This window comes from Microbacterium sp. MRS-1, assembly GCF_000585455.1.
In the GTDB taxonomy this organism is placed as follows: Bacteria; Actinomycetota; Actinomycetes; order Actinomycetales; family Microbacteriaceae; genus Microbacterium; species Microbacterium laevaniformans.
Window position 1 is genome coordinate 1 of sequence record NZ_JAUF01000024.1, and the last position, 17,197, is coordinate 17,197.

General features: G+C 70.4%; 19 protein-coding genes and 2 pseudogenes. 12 read left to right on the forward strand and 9 right to left on the reverse strand.

The features are described 5' to 3' along the window. Positions 1 to 281: pseudogene (locus AS96_RS06070) on the reverse strand (hypothetical protein); the annotation flags it as partial. 106 nt (positions 282 to 387) lie between these two features. Between AS96_RS06070 and ddaH the strand changes: the two are divergent. After that, entirely contained in the window at positions 388 to 1,230 is an 843-nt protein-coding gene (ddaH, locus tag AS96_RS06075; protein ID WP_036286934.1) for a dimethylargininase, read from the forward strand. Continuing rightward, positions 1,227 to 2,450, forward strand: a complete 1,224-nt coding sequence (gene rocD / locus AS96_RS06080) for an ornithine--oxo-acid transaminase (protein ID WP_036286937.1) — start codon at positions 1,227 to 1,229, stop codon at positions 2,448 to 2,450. Before ddaH ends, rocD begins: the two co-directional genes overlap by 4 nt. Positions 2,451 to 2,463: 13 nt before the next feature. Here the strand turns inward: rocD and AS96_RS06085 are convergent, their stop codons facing one another. Then, positions 2,464 to 3,993, reverse strand: a complete 1,530-nt coding sequence (locus AS96_RS06085; RefSeq protein ID WP_036286940.1) for a molybdopterin-dependent oxidoreductase — start codon at positions 3,991 to 3,993, stop codon at positions 2,464 to 2,466. Positions 3,994 to 4,087: 94 nt separating this feature from the next. On the opposite strand from AS96_RS06085, the gene AS96_RS06090 reads away from it, so the two are divergent. From AS96_RS06090 to AS96_RS06105, 4 genes are read left to right on the forward strand one after another with little or no spacing between them, the layout of a single operon-like run. Further along, positions 4,088 to 6,010, forward strand: a complete 1,923-nt coding sequence (locus AS96_RS06090) for a circularly permuted type 2 ATP-grasp protein (protein WP_231477134.1) — start codon at positions 4,088 to 4,090, stop codon at positions 6,008 to 6,010. Next, on the forward strand, positions 6,004 to 6,936 hold the full coding sequence (locus tag AS96_RS06095) for an alpha-E domain-containing protein (RefSeq protein WP_005047726.1): 933 nt from the start codon (positions 6,004 to 6,006) through the stop codon (positions 6,934 to 6,936). The genes AS96_RS06090 and AS96_RS06095 overlap by 7 nt, the downstream gene beginning before the upstream one ends. Continuing rightward, entirely contained in the window at positions 6,933 to 7,778 is an 846-nt protein-coding gene (locus AS96_RS06100; protein WP_036286947.1) for a transglutaminase family protein, read from the forward strand. The genes AS96_RS06095 and AS96_RS06100 overlap by 4 nt, the downstream gene beginning before the upstream one ends. A 42-nt stretch (positions 7,779 to 7,820) precedes the next feature. Next, positions 7,821 to 8,411, forward strand: coding sequence for a TetR/AcrR family transcriptional regulator (locus AS96_RS06105; RefSeq protein ID WP_036286949.1), 591 nt, complete (start codon positions 7,821 to 7,823; stop codon positions 8,409 to 8,411). Here the strand turns inward: AS96_RS06105 and AS96_RS06110 are convergent, their stop codons facing one another. The 3 genes from AS96_RS06110 to AS96_RS06120 are packed head-to-tail and all read right to left on the reverse strand — an operon-like array spanning position 8,412 to position 12,515. After that, positions 8,412 to 8,912, reverse strand: a complete 501-nt coding sequence (locus AS96_RS06110) for a MaoC family dehydratase (RefSeq protein ID WP_036286952.1) — start codon at positions 8,910 to 8,912, stop codon at positions 8,412 to 8,414. Continuing rightward, on the reverse strand, positions 8,909 to 10,897 hold the full coding sequence (locus AS96_RS06115; RefSeq protein WP_036286955.1) for an acetyl-CoA carboxylase biotin carboxylase subunit: 1,989 nt from the start codon (positions 10,895 to 10,897) through the stop codon (positions 8,909 to 8,911). The genes AS96_RS06110 and AS96_RS06115 overlap by 4 nt, the downstream gene beginning before the upstream one ends. Positions 10,898 to 10,901: 4 nt before the next feature. Then, positions 10,902 to 12,515, reverse strand: a complete 1,614-nt coding sequence (locus AS96_RS06120) for a carboxyl transferase domain-containing protein (RefSeq protein ID WP_081767981.1) — start codon at positions 12,513 to 12,515, stop codon at positions 10,902 to 10,904. A 72-nt stretch (positions 12,516 to 12,587) separates the two neighbouring features. Here AS96_RS06120 and AS96_RS06125 point away from each other — a divergent pair, with 72 nt between their 5' ends. Further along, the gene (locus AS96_RS06125; RefSeq protein ID WP_036286960.1) at positions 12,588 to 13,079 is read left to right on the forward strand and encodes a MarR family winged helix-turn-helix transcriptional regulator; all 492 of its coding nucleotides are present in this window, start codon (positions 12,588 to 12,590) and stop codon (positions 13,077 to 13,079) included. Here the strand turns inward: AS96_RS06125 and AS96_RS06130 are convergent. Beyond that, positions 13,064 to 13,552: a MarR family winged helix-turn-helix transcriptional regulator gene (locus AS96_RS06130; RefSeq protein ID WP_036286981.1), complete on the reverse strand. Its 489-nt coding sequence runs from the start codon at positions 13,550 to 13,552 to the stop codon at positions 13,064 to 13,066. The genes AS96_RS06125 and AS96_RS06130 overlap by 16 nt on opposite strands. A gap of 149 nt (positions 13,553 to 13,701) precedes the next feature. Here AS96_RS06130 and AS96_RS06135 point away from each other — a divergent pair, with 149 nt between their 5' ends. Further along, a complete protein-coding gene (locus AS96_RS06135; protein ID WP_036286962.1) occupies positions 13,702 to 14,028 on the forward strand; it encodes a DUF7882 family protein in 327 nt (108 codons plus the stop codon). Next, positions 14,025 to 14,366 (forward strand): hypothetical protein, encoded by a 342-nt coding sequence (locus AS96_RS06140; RefSeq protein ID WP_036286963.1) that lies wholly within the window; start codon positions 14,025 to 14,027, stop codon positions 14,364 to 14,366. Before AS96_RS06135 ends, AS96_RS06140 begins: the two co-directional genes overlap by 4 nt. A gap of 20 nt (positions 14,367 to 14,386) precedes the next feature. Here the strand turns inward: AS96_RS06140 and AS96_RS06145 are convergent, their stop codons facing one another. Together AS96_RS06145 and AS96_RS06150 are read right to left on the reverse strand one after the other, a co-directional pair. After that, positions 14,387 to 14,743 (reverse strand): hypothetical protein, encoded by a 357-nt coding sequence (locus AS96_RS06145; RefSeq protein ID WP_036286965.1) that lies wholly within the window; start codon positions 14,741 to 14,743, stop codon positions 14,387 to 14,389. A 45-nt stretch (positions 14,744 to 14,788) separates the two neighbouring features. Further along, complete coding sequence (locus AS96_RS06150) at positions 14,789 to 15,145, reverse strand: hypothetical protein (RefSeq protein ID WP_231477136.1); 357 nt, start codon at positions 15,143 to 15,145, stop codon at positions 14,789 to 14,791. A gap of 3 nt (positions 15,146 to 15,148) precedes the next feature. Here AS96_RS06150 and AS96_RS06155 point away from each other — a divergent pair, with 3 nt between their 5' ends. The 3 genes from AS96_RS06155 (at position 15,149) to AS96_RS14920 (ending at position 16,555) form a co-directional block, all read left to right on the forward strand. Continuing rightward, positions 15,149 to 15,727 (forward strand): beta-galactosidase trimerization domain-containing protein, encoded by a 579-nt coding sequence (locus AS96_RS06155; RefSeq protein ID WP_036286968.1) that lies wholly within the window; start codon positions 15,149 to 15,151, stop codon positions 15,725 to 15,727. After that, positions 15,724 to 16,305, forward strand: a complete 582-nt coding sequence (locus AS96_RS06160) for a DUF1349 domain-containing protein (protein ID WP_005047696.1) — start codon at positions 15,724 to 15,726, stop codon at positions 16,303 to 16,305. The genes AS96_RS06155 and AS96_RS06160 overlap by 4 nt, the downstream gene beginning before the upstream one ends. A 109-nt stretch (positions 16,306 to 16,414) precedes the next feature. Next, on the forward strand, positions 16,415 to 16,555 hold the full coding sequence (locus AS96_RS14920; RefSeq protein WP_197017266.1) for a hypothetical protein: 141 nt from the start codon (positions 16,415 to 16,417) through the stop codon (positions 16,553 to 16,555). Between the two features lie 185 nt (positions 16,556 to 16,740). Here AS96_RS14920 and AS96_RS15455 read toward each other — a convergent pair. Continuing rightward, a pseudogene (locus AS96_RS15455) lies at positions 16,741 to 17,197 on the reverse strand (HNH endonuclease); the annotation flags it as partial.

Genomic DNA, 17,197 nt, shown 5'->3' on the forward strand with positions numbered 1-17,197 from the left:
CCGTCGGCACCCGCCGCGACGAGATCCTCGATCGCGGCGCGCGGATACTCGGCGGGGTCGCTGCGGATGCGCAGCCGCACCATCGCCACTGCGAGGTCACGCTGATAGTCGCTCTGATCGGCCCACAACCGATACGCCGCGCCGGTGGTCAGCCCCGCCCGTCGCAGTACTTCCTGCAGACGGATGTGCTGCACACCGGCCGCCACGCCGCGCTCCAGCAGCATCTGCATGCCGACGCGCAACAACAGTGCGCGCGTTTCCTCTCCCGTGCGGCGGGCCATGGGACGAATCTACTCAGGGGGATGAGACCCGCAACGGTCTTGACAGTCTCGGCGGATGCCGAGGGTGCTCTGGCAGAATGGGGATGGCGAGGAACGAGGATCTCGAATGCCCGACCGTATCGCCCACCACCGCCGCTACCTGATGTGCCGACCGGAGCACTTCACGGTGCGCTATTCGATCAATCCGTGGATGGAGCCGGCGCGACCGACCGACACGGCCAAGGCCGTGCGTCAGTGGCAGACGCTGTACGACACGTATCTCGCCCTCGGGCACGAGGTCGAACTGATCGACCCGCTGCCGGGACTTCCCGACATGGTCTACACGGCCAACGGCGGTTTCGTCGTCGACGGCCGAGCGCTCGGAGTCCGCTTTCGTGTTCCGGAACGGCGAGGGGAAGAGCGTGCGTTCATGGACCGGTTCGCCGCCGCCGGCTTCGAGGTGATCGAACCGGTCGAGGTGCAGGAGGGCGAGGGGGACTTCCTTCTCGTCGGCGACACGATCCTCGCCGGCACCGGATTCCGCTCCACCGGTGACAGTCATCGCGAGGTCGCCGATGTCTTCGGCCGCGAGGTCGTCTCCCTCCGCCTGATCGATCCTCGGTTCTACCACCTCGACACCGCGATCTGCGTGCTCGACCCGGTCGAAGGTGAGGGCGGGGTGGATGCCGCGAACATCGCCTACCTGCCCTCGGCGTTCGACGAGGCGTCGCTGCGGCTGCTGGAAGAGCGTTACCCCGACGCGATCCTCGTTTCGGACGAGGACGGCGCCGTGTTCGGCCTGAACGCGGCATCCGACGGCCGTCACGTCTTCCTCTCCCCGCGCGCCACCGGGTTCGATGCCCAGCTGCGCGATCGGGGCTACGTTCCCGTTCCCGTCGACCTGTCGGAGCTGCTGCTCGGCGGCGGGGGCATCAAATGCTGCACGCTCGAACTGCGAGGAATGAAATGAGCTCCGCCATCTCCATCGACGAATCCTCCGCCGCCCTCATCGCGGCCGAGGACGAGCACGTCGCGCACAACTACCACCCGCTGCCGGTCGTCATCGCCCGCGGTGAGGGGGCCTGGGTGACCGACGTCGAGGGCAAGCGCTACCTCGATCTGCTGGCCGCCTACTCCGCCCTCAACTTCGGTCACCGCCACCCCGCCCTGGTGGCCGCGGCCACCGCGCAGCTGGGCCGGGTCACGCTGACGAGCCGAGCGTTCCACAACGATCAGCTCGGCACCTTCGCCGCGGCGCTCGCGGAGCTGTGCGGCAAGGACCTCGTGCTGCCGATGAACACCGGTGCGGAAGCCGTCGAGACGGGTATCAAGGTCGCCCGCGCATGGGCGTACCGCACGAAGGGGGTGGCCGCGGATGCCGCGACCATCATCGTCGCCGACGGCAACTTCCACGGGCGCACCACGACGATCGTCGGCTTCAGCGACGACGAGCAGGCTCGCGCCGGCTTCGGCCCCTTCACGCCCGGATTCGTCCGCGTGCCCTACGGGGATGCCGACGCCATCGCCGCCGCGATCGACGAGAACACCGCCGCCGTGCTCGTGGAGCCGATCCAGGGCGAGGCCGGCGTCGTCATTCCGCCCGACGGGTATCTGCGCGCCATCCGCGCGCTGTGCGACCGGGAGGGCGTGCTCTTCATCGCGGACGAGATCCAGTCCGGGCTCGCGCGGGTCGGCACGACGTTCGCGTGCGACCGCGAACAGGTCGTGCCCGACGTGTACCTGCTGGGCAAGGCGCTCGGCGGCGGGATCGTGCCCCTGTCGGCGGTGGTCGCCGACCGCGACGTCCTCGGGGTCATCCGTCCCGGCGAGCACGGGTCCACGTTCGGGGGCAACCCGCTCGCGGCGGCCATCGGTGCCCAGGTGGTGCAGATGCTGGCATCGGGCGAGTTCCAGGCGCGCGCCACCGCGCTCGGTGCGCACCTGGAGGCCACCCTCGAGCCCCTTGTCGGCAATGGCGTCACCGCGATCCGCGTCGCGGGGCTCTGGGCGGGCGTCGACATCGATCCGACACGGGGGACGGGACGCGAGATCGCCGAGCGGCTGCTCGCGCGGGGGGTTCTCGTGAAAGACACGCACGGCCAGACGATCCGCATCGCTCCGCCGCTCGTGGTCCGGGCCACCGAGCTGGACTGGGCGATCGAGCAGCTACGGCTCGTCCTCGAGGGCTGAGCCCCGCCCGGCCTCAGGCCACGGAGACCGAGACCCGCGGCCACCCGGTCGCGCCGTCCGGCGCCGGTGGGGCGACCGTCTGCGTCTGCGGCTGCCCGTCGATGCCGATCGCGCGGGCCACGATCGTGTGCTGTCCCGCCGTCGCCCGCCACGGGAGCGACCACTGCACCCAGGTGTCGGCCGAGATGGCGGTCGCGAGCGTCGCGTCCTGCCACTCGCCGCCGTCGATCTGCACCTGCACACCGCGAACGCCCACGTGCTGCTGCCAGGCGACGCCGGCGATCACCGTGTCGCCGGCCGCGACCGTGTCGCCCCGCCGGGGGACGTCGATGCGGCTGGCGAGCTTGATCGGGCCCCGCTCCGACCACCCGCGCGGCGTCCAGTACCCCTGCGCATCGGAGAAACGGGTGACCTCCAGGTCGGTCACCCACTTCGTCGCCGACACATAGCCGTACAAGCCCGGCACGACCATCCGCACGGGGAAGCCGTGGGCGAGCGGAAGCGGCTCACCGTTCATCCCGACGGCGAGGATCGCATTGCGCTCGTCGGTGAGCGCCTCCAGCGGGGTGCCGGCCGTGAAGCCGTCGATCGACGTCGAGAGCACCATGTCGGCATCCGCCTGCACGCCGGCCCGCGACAGCAGGTGTCGGATCGGGTAGCCGAGCCAGCGCGCAGTGCCGATCAGATCGCCGCCCACCTCGTTCGAGACGCACGTGAGGGTGGTCACGCTCTCTTCCAGGGGAAGGGCGAGCAACTCGTCCCAGCCGATCTCCACCTCGGTGTCGACCTTGCCGTGGATACGCAGTCGCCAGGTCGCCGGATCGATCTGCGGCACCGCGAGCGCCGTGTCGATCCGGTAGAAATCGCTCGTGGGGGTGATGACCGGCGCGAGCTGCGGGATGCCGAGGTCGGCGCCGGCCGGCACGCTCACCGTCTTCGTGGCGCGCGGAAGCGTGATCGCCGCGCGAACCGCGGTCGCGGCACGGGCCCCCGTCTGCAGCGCCCACCCGCCGACGGCGGCCAGAGCGCCCGTCGCCGCCGCGCCGGCGGTCCAGAGGAGGAAGGTACGGCGGGTGGCTCCGGCAGGCATCGCGGCGTTCGGCACGGCCCGTGGCGGTGCGGCCGCGAGAGCCCGCGGGACGAGCAGGCTCAGCCCGAGGAGGGTCGCCCCGGCGCCGACCGCCGGCGGCACGACGGCGAGGGCCGCGGCATCCGCCCGGGTGACGGCCGCTCCGGCGCCGACGAGACCCAGCACGACGACCAGCGTCTGCGCGGCTCCCATCGAACGGCGGGCGAGCAGACCCGCCGCCGCGCCCAGCAGGAGCAGCCCGAGGGCGACCGCGGTAACCAGTGCCGCCTTGTCGCCGGTGCCGAACAGGGCGATCGCGAGGTCTTTGCCCCAGGGAGGTGCGAGGTCGATGAGCGCTCCGCCGACGGCGGTGATCGGGCTCGCGCCGACGATGGCGCCGGTGAGCTCTGCGAGGCCCGCTCCGAAGGCGGCGGAGGCCGCGCCGGCGGCGGCTGCCCGTGCTCGCGTACGCATGCGCTGATCCTAAGTCGCCGCGGACGGCGCGCGGACGGATGCCGCGGCATCCGTCGTCACACTCAGGAAACACGGCCCGGACTAGGCTCATGGCATGGGTGACCTGTTCGACGGATACGGCTCGACGCTGGCTCCGCGCAAGACCGTCTCCGGCGTTCCGGCCTTCGACGAGATGTTCGCCGCGCCCGCCCCCGCCGGCGCCGCAGCGACCTCCCGTCCGGCGTACCGCGAGCTGTATCAGGCGCTCGCCAAGATGACTCAGGAGGAGCTGCGCGGACGCACCGAGTCGCTCGCCAGCTCGTACCTCGCGCAGGGCGTGACCTTCGACTTCGCCGGAGAGGAGCGTCCGTTCCCGCTGGACGCCGTGCCCCGTGTGATCCAGTACGACGAGTGGTCGAACATCGAGAAGGGCGTGCAGCAGCGCGTGCGCGCCCTCGAGGCGTTCCTCGACGACGCCTACGGCCACCAGCACTGCGTGCGCGACGGCGTGCTGCCGGCCGCGCTGATCGCCTCCAGCCAGTACTTCTACCGCCAGGCCGCCGGCATCCACTCGGCCAACGGGGTGCGCATCCAGGTGGCCGGCATCGACCTCATCCGCGACGAGAACGGCGAGATGCGGGTTCTCGAAGACAACGTGCGGGTGCCGTCCGGCGTCAGCTACGTCATCTCCAACCGCCGGGTCATGGCCCAGACGCTGCCCGAGTTGTTCGTCTCGATGCGGGTGCGGCCGGTCGGCGACTACCCCAACAAGCTGCTGCAGGCCCTCCGCGCCTCGGCCCCGCCCGGCATCGACGACCCGAACGTCGTCGTGCTCACTCCGGGTGTGTACAACTCGGCCTACTTCGAGCACACGCTGCTCGCACGCCTCATGGGCGTCGAGCTCGTCGAAGGGCGCGACCTGCAGTGCGTCGGAGGCAAGGTCTTCATGCGCACCACTCGCGGGCCGCGCCGCGTCGACGTCATCTACCGCCGTGTGGACGACGACTTCCTCGACCCGCTGCAGTTCCGCGCCGATTCGATGCTGGGTGCTCCCGGCCTCATGCTCGCCGCGCGGCTGGGCAACGTGACGATCGCCAACGCCGTGGGCAATGGGGTGGCCGACGACAAGCTGCTCTACACGTACGTGCCCGACCTCATCCGCTACTACCTCGCGGAGGAGCCGATCCTCAAGAACGTGGACACGTGGCGGCTGGAGGAGCCGGACGCCCTCGAAGAGGTGCTCGACCGGCTGGACGAGCTCGTCGTGAAGCCGGTCGACGGCTCGGGCGGAAAGGGCCTCGTGGTGGGCCCCGACGCGTCGCCCGCCGAGCTCGAGAAGCTGCGCAAGAAGCTCATCCGCGACCCGCGTGGGTGGATCGCTCAACCGGTCGTGATGCTCTCGACCATCCCGACCCTCGTCGAGGACGGGATGCGCCCGCGGCATGCGGACCTCCGTCCGTTCGCGGTCAACAACGGAGACGAGGTCTGGGTGCTGCCCGGGGGCCTGACGCGCGTTGCTCTGCCGGAGGGGCAGCTGGTCGTCAACTCCTCACAGGGTGGCGGCTCGAAGGACACCTGGATCGTCGGCGGCGACGCCCCCCACCGCGGTGACCGCGTCGTGCAGACCGCGGGCGGCCTGGCGGGACTGGTGGCCGATCAGGCCTCGGTCACCGAGGCGATCCCGATCATCTACGACGCGCAGGGCGAGCAGTCGCACTCGCCGCAGGATCGTCCCCTGAGCACGCAGGAGCAGCAGGAGCAGCAGCAACAGGGACGCGATGCGCAGGAGGTGAAGCGACAGCCGCCGGTGCGGCGACAGCCGCCGGTGCGGCGACAGCCGCCGGTGCGGGATGCCGCGGCATCCACCCGCCAGCGTGTCCCAGAATCTGCCGTCTGCAAGGGCCTGGGGCGACCGGAAGTGGGACACGCTGCGCAACAAGTGGGACACGGTGGGCTGCAAGGGGGACGCGCGGATACGGCGGGTGCTGCGGGTGCGGTGCGTGCCGCGGGGGCGGATGCGGAGGTGACGCCATGCTGAGCCGGATCGCCGAGAGCCTGTTCTGGATCGGACGCTACATCGAGCGCAGCGACGGCACCGCCCGCATCCTCGACGTGCACCTCCAGCTGCTGCTGGAGGACCCCTGGATCGATGAGGACACGGCCTGCCGCTCGCTCATGGGTGTCATGGGCTCGGTGCCGCCACCACCGACGGTCGAGGTCACCCGCTCCGACGTGCTGACCAGCCTCGCCGTCGACCGCGCCAACCCGTCGAGCATCGCCTACGCCGTGCAGGCGTCGCGCGAGAACGCCCGCCGCGCGCGCGAGATCGTCTCGACGGAGCTGTGGGAGACGCTGAATACGACCAATTCGCGGATGCCGCGCCGCCTGCACAACGAGAAGGTGCACGAGTTCTTCCAGTGGGTGCGGGAGCGCTCCGCGCTCGCCGTCGGCATCACCGATTCCTCCACGAGCCGGGACGAGGCGTGGCAGTTCCTGACGCTGGGGCGGGCGATCGAACGCACCGACATGACCGCACGGCTTCTCGCGACGCGCGCGCTGACCGAGGCATCCGGTCCGTCGTGGACGACGATCCTGCGCTCCTGCGGCGCCTACGAGGCGTATCTACGCACCTATCGCGGGATGCCGAGCGCGTCCAACGCAGCTGAGTTCCTGCTGCTGGACCGGCTGTTCCCGCGCTCGATCATCTACTCGATCGCCCAGGCCGAAGCGTGCATGCGGGAGATCGACCCCGTGGCCGATCGGGTCGGCCACTCGAACACCGTGCTGCGGGCGCTGGGACGCATCCGCAACGACCTCGAGTACCGGCCGATCGGCGAGATCCTCAGCGAGCTGCCCGATCACATGGAGCGTGTGCAGAAGGTCACGCGGGAGGCCTCGGAAGCCATCCGCGGGCGCTTCTTCCCCACGCACGCCGAGCCGAGCTGGATCGGAGAGACATCATGATGCGGCTGCGGATCGAGCACACCACCGGCTTCGCCTATCAGGGCGACGTGGGAGCGTCGTACAACGAGGCGCGGATGCTGCCCATCTCCACCGACAGTCAGTTCGTGCTGAGCTCGCAACTGGACATCGACCCGTCGACGAGCGTCAACTACTACCTCGACTACTTCGGCACTCGCGTCGCCGCCTTCGACGTGCTCGCCGGCCACCGGTCGCTGGAGATCACCGCCCGCTCGCTCGTCGAGGTGCGCCCGCGGCCGCTCGAGTTCCCCGAGCTGAGCTGGGAGCGGCTCGCAGCCGAGAGCGTACGCTCGATCGGCACGGTGGAGATGCTCGGGCAGTCGACCCGCACGAGCCCGCATCCCGAGGTCGCCGAGCTCGCGCGCGACATCGCCGCCCGTCACGATGAGCCCGCCCGCGCGGCGCTGGAGATCGCGACCGCCGTCGGTGACGCGATGGAGTACATGCACGGCATCACCGGCGTGCATTCGACCGGTGCGGAGGCGTGGGTCGAGCGCAAGGGCGTCTGCCAGGACATCACCCACATCACGCTCGGGGCGCTGCGCGAAGTCGGCATCCCCGCGCGCTATGTGTCGGGGTACCTGCATCCGCAGCCGGATGCCGAGGTCGGCGTGCCCGTGACCGGCGAGTCCCACGCCTGGGTGGAGTGGTTCTCGGGCGGGTGGCAGGGGTTCGATCCGACCAACAACGCCGAGATCGGCGACCGGCACGTGCTGGTCGGGCGCGGCCGTGACTACAACGACATCCCGCCGCTGCGGGGCGTCTACGCCGGCCCGTTCAAGAGCAACCTGCACGTGAAGGTCACCATCACCCGGGAAGCGTGACGCCTCCGCGGGGACTGCGCAGCGGCTCGGTAGGCTGAACCGGTGACGACGTGGCGCAGCTCGCAGAAGGCTGATCGTCGAGCACGCCTGCTCACGGAGGCCGCCGCGCTCTTCGCGCGGCGCGGGTTCGCGGCGGTGACCACCGTCGAGATCGGGGAAGCCGTCGGGATGAGCGGCCCGGCCCTGTACAAGCACTTCCGGAGCAAGGATGCGCTGCTGGCGGAGCTGCTTCTCGACGCGAGCGAGCGTCTGCTCCAGGGCGCTCGGGAGATCCTCGGTGCCGGCCCGGTGACGGATGCCGCCGCGGCGCGCGCTGCGCTGGACGAGCTCATCGCATTCCACATCGGCTTCGCGACCGCGGCCCCTGACATCATCCGCATCCAGGATCGGGAGCTGGCCGGACTCGACGCGGAGACCAACCAACGCGTACGGCGGCTGCAGCGCGAATACGTGCAGGACTGGGACACCGTGCTCGCCGCGGCCGTTCCTCGCCTGAGTGCGGCCGAACGCGAGACGCGGCTGCTCGGGGTCTTCGGTCTGCTCAACTCCACGCCCCACAGCGCGCCCGCCAGCGGTGCGGCGGCAGCCGGCATCCTCGCCGCGATGGCGCACCGGGCTCTGGTCGAGGGATGATCACGCCCGTCGCGGCGCCGCGGGCAGGCATCGCATGAGGGTCATGCGCGTCGCGGTGGCCACGACCTCGTCGCGCTGGTTGCGCATCGTGTGGGCGAACTCCACGATGCCCTGCCCCGGTCGGGACGACGACAGGCGCTTTCGGGTGATGAGCGTCTCGGCGTAGAGGGTGTCGCCGACGCGTACTGGCGCCGGGAACGCCACCTGGCCGAAGCCCAGGTTCGCCACGATCGTTCCCTGCGTGAGCTGGGCGACCGACAGGCCGACCAGCGTCGACAGGGTGAACATGCTGTTGACGAGGCGCTCCCCGAACTCGGTGCCCGCAGCCCACGCCGCGTCGAGGTGGAGCGACTGCGTGTTCATGGTGAGCGTCGTGAACAGCACGTTGTCGGCTTCCGTGACGGTACGCCCGGGGGCATGCACGTAGAGCGCCCCCTCGATGAACTCCTCGAAATAGAGCCCCCGCTGCTCGATCCGTGCCGCGGCGATGCCGTCGCTCATGCGTCTTCCCTCTCGATCGTGGCCACGACGCCGCCGCGGGCGACCTGATCGCCGGCGGCGACGGTCAGCCGCACGGTGCCGCCCACCGTTGCGCGCAGCACATGCTCCATCTTCATCGCCTCCACCGCGACGATCGCGTCGCCCACCTCGACATGGGCGCCCTCGTCGACCGCCACCATGACGACCGTGCCCGGGAGAGGGGAGGTGAGTGTGGGGGAGGCGTCGGCGGTGCGGTCCGCTCCATATGTCGCGCGGTGCTCGCGCACGAGAACCGCGTCTGCGTCAGTACGGAGCCAGACTCCGCCCGATCCCGCCGCGAACGGGAAGGAGCGTCCGAGACCGCCGATGCCGACCGTCGCCCGTCCCTCGTCGAGGGCGACCGTGGCGGCTCGCGGTCCGCCGTCACCGACCGCGACGCGCAGCGGCGACGCCCACACCCGCACCCGCTCCCGCCGCGCAGAGGTCTCGAGGTCGAACGCGCTCGGTACCGCCGGACCGAGCCGCCACCCGTCGGCGCGCGCCCAGGGTCCTGTCGGGCCGGTCGGACCCGTCGCGGTGGTGCCGGTCGGCTGTGCGTGCATGACGAGCGCGGCTTCCGCGAAGGTGCGCTCCGAGGTCTCGGGAAAGGGCAGGTGCTCGAAGACGCGGGCGATGAGCCCGGTGTCGAGCTCACCGGCGATGACTTCGGGCCGCTCGAGCAACAGCTTCAGGAAGGTGAGGTTGGTCTCGAACCCGAAGATCGCGGTCTCGGCGATGGCATCCACGAGACGACACCGCGCCTCTTCGCGGTTCGGAGCCCACGCGATGAGCTTCGCGAGCATCGGGTCGTAGTCGGTGGAAACGTCGAGGCCGTCCTCGAGCGAGGTGTCCACGCGGATGCCGGGTCCCGATGGGTGCACGACCCGTTCGACCCGGCCGCCGGTGGGCAGGAACCCCGCTTGCGGATCCTCGGCGTAGACGCGCACCTCGATGGCGTGGCCGTTCAGGCGCACGTCCTGTTGCCGGAACGGCAGCGCCTCGCCCGCCGCGATGCGCAGCTGCAGCTCCACCAGGTCGAGGCCGGTGATGAGTTCGGTGACGGGATGTTCCACCTGCAGGCGCGTGTTCATCTCCATGAAGAAGAACTCGTCCGGACGGTCCGCGGGGACGATGAACTCCACGGTGCCGGCGCCCACGTACCCGACGCTGCGCGCCGTCTCGCATGCGGCGGCCCCGATGCGGGCACGCGTCGCGGCATCCAGCAGGGGAGAGGGAGCCTCCTCGACGACCTTCTGATGCCGTCGCTGCAGCGAGCACTCGCGCTCCCCGAGGTGCACGACGTTGCCGTGGGAGTCGGCGATCACCTGCACTTCGATGTGCCGTGGCGTCGTGACGTAGCGCTCCAGAAACAGGGTGTCGTCACCGAAGGACGCCGCCGCCTCTCGCCGGGCGGCGGCGACGGCGGCCGGAAGCTGCGCCTCCTCCTCGACGACGTGCATCCCTTTGCCGCCTCCGCCCGCGGAGGGCTTGATGAGGACGGGGAAGCCGACTCCGGCAGCGCCGTCGATCAGCTCCGCGTCGGTGAGGCCGGCGCGCGCAAGCCCCGGCACGGTGGGCACACCCCGGGCTTCCACCGTCCGCTTGGCCGAGATCTTGTCGCCCATGATCTCGATCGCCTCGGGGCTCGGGCCGATGAAGACGACGCCGGCTTCGGCGCAGGCGCTCGCGAAGGCGGCGTTTTCGGCAAGGAAGCCGAAACCGGGGTGGACGGCCTCGGCGCCGGTCTGCCGCGCGGCATCCAGCACACGCTCGATGGACAGGTAGCTCTGGGCGGCGGGGGCGGGCCCGAGGCGCACCGCCTCGTCGGCGAGGCGGACGTGCACGGCATTCGCGTCGGCGTCGCTGAAGACGGCCACCGAGCGGATGCCGAGGCTCCGGAGCGTACGGATGATGCGCACGGCGATCTCGCCGCGGTTGGCGACGAGCACCTTCGTGATGGTGGTCATGCGATCACATCCGGAAGACGCCGTAGCCGGCATCGGTCATCGGGACACGGGAGACGACGTCGAGGGCGAGTCCGAGCACGTCGCGGGTCTGCGCGGGCTCGATCACGCCGTCGTCCCAGAGCCGCGCGGTGGAGTAGTAGGGGCTGCCCTGGCGTTCGTACTGGTCGCGGATGGGCGCTTCGAACGCCGCCTTCTCCTCCTCGGTCCAGGCGGTTCCGGCGGCGCTGAGCTGCTCGCCCCGCACGGTCGAGAGCACGGATGCCGCCTGTGCGCCGCCCATGACCGACACCCGTGCTCCCGGCCACAACCACAGGAAGCGTGGGGAGTAGGCGCGCCCGCACATGGAGTAGGTCCCGGCGCCGAACGATCCGCCCACCACGACCGTGAGCTTCGGCACGCGGGCGCAGGCAACGGCGTTGACCATCTTGGCGCCGTGCTTGGCGATGCCGCCGTGCTCGTATTCGCGCCCCACCATGAAACCGGTGATGTTCTGGAGGAACAGCAGCGGGATGCCGCGTTGGTCGCACAGTTCGATGAAGTGCGCCCCCTTCATCGCCGACTCGGCGAAGAGGACGCCGTTGTTGGCGACGATGCCGACGGGGTGGCCGTGGATGTGTGCGAAGCCGGTGACGAGGGTCTCGCCGTACTCGTGCTTGAACTCGGCGAACCGGCTGCCATCGACGAGTCGGGTGATGATCTCGCGCGCGTCGTAGGGCGAGGTCAGCTCGACCGGGACGACATCGTAGAGGGTCTCGGCGTCGTGCCCGGGCGGATCGGCCGGGCCGAGATCGTATGGCAGCGCGGCGCAGCGCGGCAGCGTCTCGACGATGTCGCGAACGATCTGAAGGGCGTGATGATCGTTCTCGGCGAGATGATCGGTGACGCCTGAGATGCGCGAGTGCGTCACCCCGCCCCCGAGTTCCTCCGCCGTGACGACCTCGCCGGTCGCGGCCTTCACGAGCGGCGGCCCGCCGAGGAAGATCGTCCCCTGGTCGCGCACGATCACGGTCTCATCGCTCATCGCGGGCACGTAGGCGCCGCCCGCGGTCGAGGATCCCATCACGGCCGAGATCTGTGCGATGCCGTCGCGCGACATCCGAGCCTGGTTGAAGAAGATGCGGCCGAAGTGGTCGCGGTCGGGGAACACCTCGTCCTGGAGAGGGAGGAATGCGCCGCCGGAGTCGACGAGGTAGATGCACGGGAGGCGATTCTCGGCCGCGACCTCCTGTGCGCGCAGGTGCTTCTTCACCGTGATCGGATAGTACGTGCCGCCTTTGACGGTGGCGTCGTTGGCGACGATCATCACGTGCCGCCCGTGGACGAGGCCGATGCCGGCGATGACGCCGGCGGCGGGAGCGTCGCCGCCGTAGAGACCGTGCGCGGCGAGGGGGGCGAGTTCGAGGAACGGGCTTCCGCGATCCAGCAGCAGGTCGATCCTGTCGCGAGCCAGGAGTTTGCCGCGGGAGGTGTGCCGCTGGCGCGCGCTGTCGGGGCCGCCCCGCGCGGCTCTCTCGCGCACGGCGCGCAGCGTCGCCACGAGCTCGCGGTACCCGTCCGTCGCCTTCGTCGACACGGCATCCTCATTTCGGTTATCAATCAGTAACCCAATCAGAAACATAGCGCCTGCGGCGGGGAATGTCCACCGTCGTCACTGATCTGGGGCCCCGCGCTGGTGCGGCACAATGTTGCGATGAGCACGCCCGCCGAGCAGTCGCCGTCCTACTGGTACGTGGACGAAGATGCGCGCTCTACGTCGGTCATGGAAGCCATGCGCTCCTACCGGGCCGCCGAGGTGGCGATGCGGCGAAGGACCCAGCAGTCGATGGACATGGGAGAGAACGAGCTTCTCGTGCTCCGCTTCCTCGCGCGCGCACGCTTGCGCCACGAGGATGTGACGCCCGTCGCCCTGAGCCGCTATCTCGGGATCACTTCCGCGTCCACGACCGCACTGCTGGACCGGCTCGAGAAGTCGGGCCACATCACGCGGACCCCCAACCCCGGCGATCGCCGCAGCGTGCTCATCCGCTCCAGCGAGAAGTCCGATGACGAGGTGCGTCAGACGCTCTCAGCGATGCACGAGCGCATGATGGCGGTCGTTCGCGAAATGGATCAGGACCAGCGGAACACGGTCATCCGCTTCCTCGACGCGATGCGCGTCGCGGTCGATCACATCGACGCGTAGTCGCGAGCGATCGTGGGGTCGGCGATCTCGTCGGCGGCGTCGGTCGCGGCATCCAGGAAGGCGATCACGGCGGCTCGCCCCTCCTCGGACAGGTGGTCGATTGTTGTCGCCACGCGGTTCTCGAAGGCGTCGACCAGGGTTGCAACCTCGGCTGCCGCGCGCGCGGTCGGAGCGATGAGGATGCTGCGCCGATCGGTGGGATGGCTCACGCGCTGAACACTCCCGAGGCGCTCCAGTCGGTCGAGCAGGGCCGTCGTCGACGCGGAGCTGATGCCGAGGTGGCGCGAGATCTCGCTCGGCTTGACGTCGGTGCCCGCGCGATCGCAGGCCAGAACGTACTGAAGGATGCGCAGCTCGTTCTCGCCGAGGGCGGCATGGGTGCGCACGCGCTGATGCATCTGTGCGTCGGCCGCTCTGAAGCGTGCCAGAGCATCCAGGACGGGGGTTGCGTCGGGCGTGTGTGCGGTCGTCACCTCGCTCACCTCCCAGAAGAAGTCATCACCGAAAAGCTACGGTGCCTCCAATATAGCTCATGAACTATCTCGCTTGACTAACTACTTATTAACAGAATAACCTTTCTCGTAACCGACCGGGCGCAACGCACCACACCGAGGGAGTCACGATGGGACGCATGTACTACGGCAACAGCTCCGACGCGATCGAGATCGACGACGTCGACCTCGCTCACCTTCGGATGGTCGCGATGACCAAGCTCCGCCGGTCGGAGGGCTTCAGCCTCACGTTCTCGTCGCACGCCGTCGGTCGGACGGCCCTGTGGGTGCACAGCGCGATTCCGCTGCGCTTCGAGTTCGACGACGCGGAGCCCATCCGCCTCGACCCCGCGCGGGTGAACGAGATCGCCCAGGCGGCGGCTTCGGCGGCTGGAGTGGTGATGGAGCGTGCGCTGACCACCGCGCCGTCGCGCGCGGAGCTGGCGGCCGTCGCATGAGCATCATCGCTCCGGCGTCCGCGGGGCGCGTGACCTGGGCCCGTGTCAGTGAGGACTTCTTCGTCGCCTCACGCGCCGGTGACTACGTGGGCTGCGTGGAGGGCACGCCCGACGGACACTTCGTCGGCTTCGACTCGCGCTCGACCCCCGTCGGCCGTTACATGACCCTGGTCGACGCTCAGCGCGCGGTGTTCGGCGCTCATGCCGCGCGGCCCGAACCCGGTGTCGAGTCGCCGTCGACGCGCGCGCAAGCGCTGTGGCAGGCGGCGGCGACGGTGAGCGGAATCGTCGCGCTCGGCGCGCTGGCGACCGCCGTGTTCACGACGCCTCTGATCTAGATCGCACCGCGCGGTGCGGCTCAGACCGCGGCCGTCGGTGCGTCGGCGATGGCCTGCTCGGTGCGTTCCTGCAGATAACCGCACAGGTCGGCGAGGGTGGAGAGATCGGCCGACAGGCGGGCCACGCCCGCGGCGTCGAGGTCGAAACCCTCGGTCCGGGGCTCGAACGTCACCACCCACCGCGGGTGGCCGTCGGCGATGACCGGCTGGATGTAGGTGACCGTGGACGCGTTGCTCAAGGCGACGACGACGAGGCCGGAGTCCGGTCCCGGGGTGAAGTCCTTCTCGAGAACCGACACGGAGGAAGCGTCCACGTTGCGGTCCTCGAGGTAATCGCGCACCCATGACGCGACCGTTTCCTGGTTGCGATAGGGCATGGGGCTTCGATTCTCGGCTTCAGCGTGCCGGAAGGCACAAACCCATTATGCCGCCCGTGGTCGCAGTGCACTCGACAGAAGCAGGGACATGGCCGCCACGGGGTCCGAATCATCGGCGAGCCAGCGGATCTGAACGCCCTCCCACCCCGTGATGACCAGGGCGGCCAGAGCGGTGTCGTCGCCGACGGGCGGGTCGATCCTTTCGGCGGCGCGATCGGCGGCGATCGCGCCGGCGTAGTCGGCGATGACGCGCGCGTACCGCTGGCGCAGCCAGTCGTGTGCCTCGTGTCCGGGGTAGGTGGCCTCCGCCGAGACGATGGAGAACATGCGCACCAACTCGCGACGGTCGAGATTGCGTTCGACGATGCCCAGCTGGAGGACGTCGTCCGCAGCGGTCGTCATCTCGTGACGACGTACTTCTCCGGCATCGTCGACCAGCACGACCGGGTGTGGCTCGGGGGCTACCCGGGTGCCCTTCGCGACGTCCTCGGCGTGACGGTGGAAGAGTTCGTGCCGCTTCTGCCCGAAGAATCGGCCCTGCTCGCCTCCGGCGCCCGCGCGGCACACTGGAGCGAGCGGATCGCCCGCGTCGGCGCCGACGTCGAGGTGCTGGACACCTACGCGGCGGGCGAGCTCGCGGGGATGCCGGCCGTCACCCACCGCCGCGTCGGCACCGGGTCGGCGACCTACGTGTCCGCCGACCTCGGTCGGGAGGGCACCCGGGCTCTGCTCGAGCGTCTCGCCGGTGAGATCGACGCGCTCGCAGCCGACCCGCTCGCGGCGGGAGGCCGGCTCGAGGTCATCGTCCGCGGGGACGAGGCGACCCGGCACGTGTTCCTCGTCAACCGCACCGACGAGGAGGTCGTCATCGATGCCGGAGACGGTCTGCGCGTCGCCCCGCGCGGCGTGGAGGTGCTGACCCTGCACGCGGGTCCGGCGGATGCGGCCGCCGTCGGTGCCGGTCGCGACAGGATGGACGCATGAGGGAGCGCATCGCCTGGGACGGCGGAACGTGGACGAGTCCGCCGGCCGCGGTGAGTGAGCGGGACGGCGCGCTGGTGGTCACGGCCGTCGAAGGCAGTGACGCATGGCGCCGCACGGCGTACGGCTTCGTCCACGACACCGAGCACGCGCTGATCGCACCGCTGCCGGTCGGGACGGCCATGGAGGTCGTCTTCGAGGCCGACTTCACAGCGCAGTTCGATCAGGCGGGACTGTTCGTGCGCGCCGACGATGAGCGCTGGATGAAGGCCGGAGTCGAGAACGCCGACGGTGTGCTCGGCGTCGGCGCCGTCGTCACCGACACCATGTCGGACTGGTCGGTCGGGGCCGTGCCGGAGTGGGCCGGGCGGCCGTTGCGCGTGCGCGTGAGCCGTGGCGAGGATGCCCTCACGGTGCGCGCCGGCGTCGACGGCGAGCCGTTGCGTCTGGTGCGGGTCGCGCCGTTCCGCGGCGATCTCGACGCGCAGGCGGGACCGATGGTGTGCGCGCCGACGCGCGCCGGCCTCGAGGTCGTGTTCACCGAGTGGCTGCACACCGACGCCGACGCGTCGCTGCACTGATCACGCCCGCGGCTCGTATCGGCGCAGCTCCTGCGTGCGCGCGACGAGGTCTCGCAGCTGTTCGAGCTCTCCGTCGATCACGCCCGCCGCGCGTGCCTGGATCAGGACGTTGCCGGCCGACGCCCTGGCAGAGTTCTTCCGCGGCTACGTGCGGGGGTACGACCTCGACGCGCTCGAGCAGCTGCTCGACGCGCGCGCCGCCGAATCCCTCGCGAGCGGCGAGGGTTCCGGCCCGGCTGCCACGTCGTGAAGCGGGGTCCCTTCCGCGACGGCTGGACGTCGGCCCGAGCAGCGTGCACTCCGGGTGCACCCTGGGACGACGTCGTGTCGGAGTCGCTCGCGGGCCCGTCGCGTCTGACCCACGACGCGTGTGCGCTCGCCGTGGTGCGGGTCGTCGCAGGAGCGTCGACTGTTCGCTGACCTGTGCCACCTCGCTCAGAACGGGGGCGGATCCTCGGTCGCGGGAACGAACCTCACCAGTGACGGTGGCCGGTCGGTGTAGCGGCGCCCCGTGGGGCCGGTCCACTCGAGTGTTCCGCCACCGAGATGGCGCACACGCCAGGCGGTGTGGTGTTTCATCGTGTGGTGGCGTCGGCAGAGGTGCGCCAGGTTCTCGTGGGCGGTCGCGCCGCCGTCTGCCGCTGCGGTCGTATGGTCGCGGTCGCATCCGTGGGCCGGCCGGGTGCAACCGGGCGCGCGGCACCGTTCGTCGCGCGCGGCGAGGTAGCGGGAGAGTTCCGCGCTGGGGCGATAGCGGTCGACGGCGACCGGGATGCCGGTGTGCGGATCGGTGAACACACGATCCCAGCCGGGCGCCAGTCCCGCGAGTCGGCGGGCGATCGCCGGGTCGATGGGGCCGTGACCTGCGAGCATGGCAGGTCCGCCCGCCGGG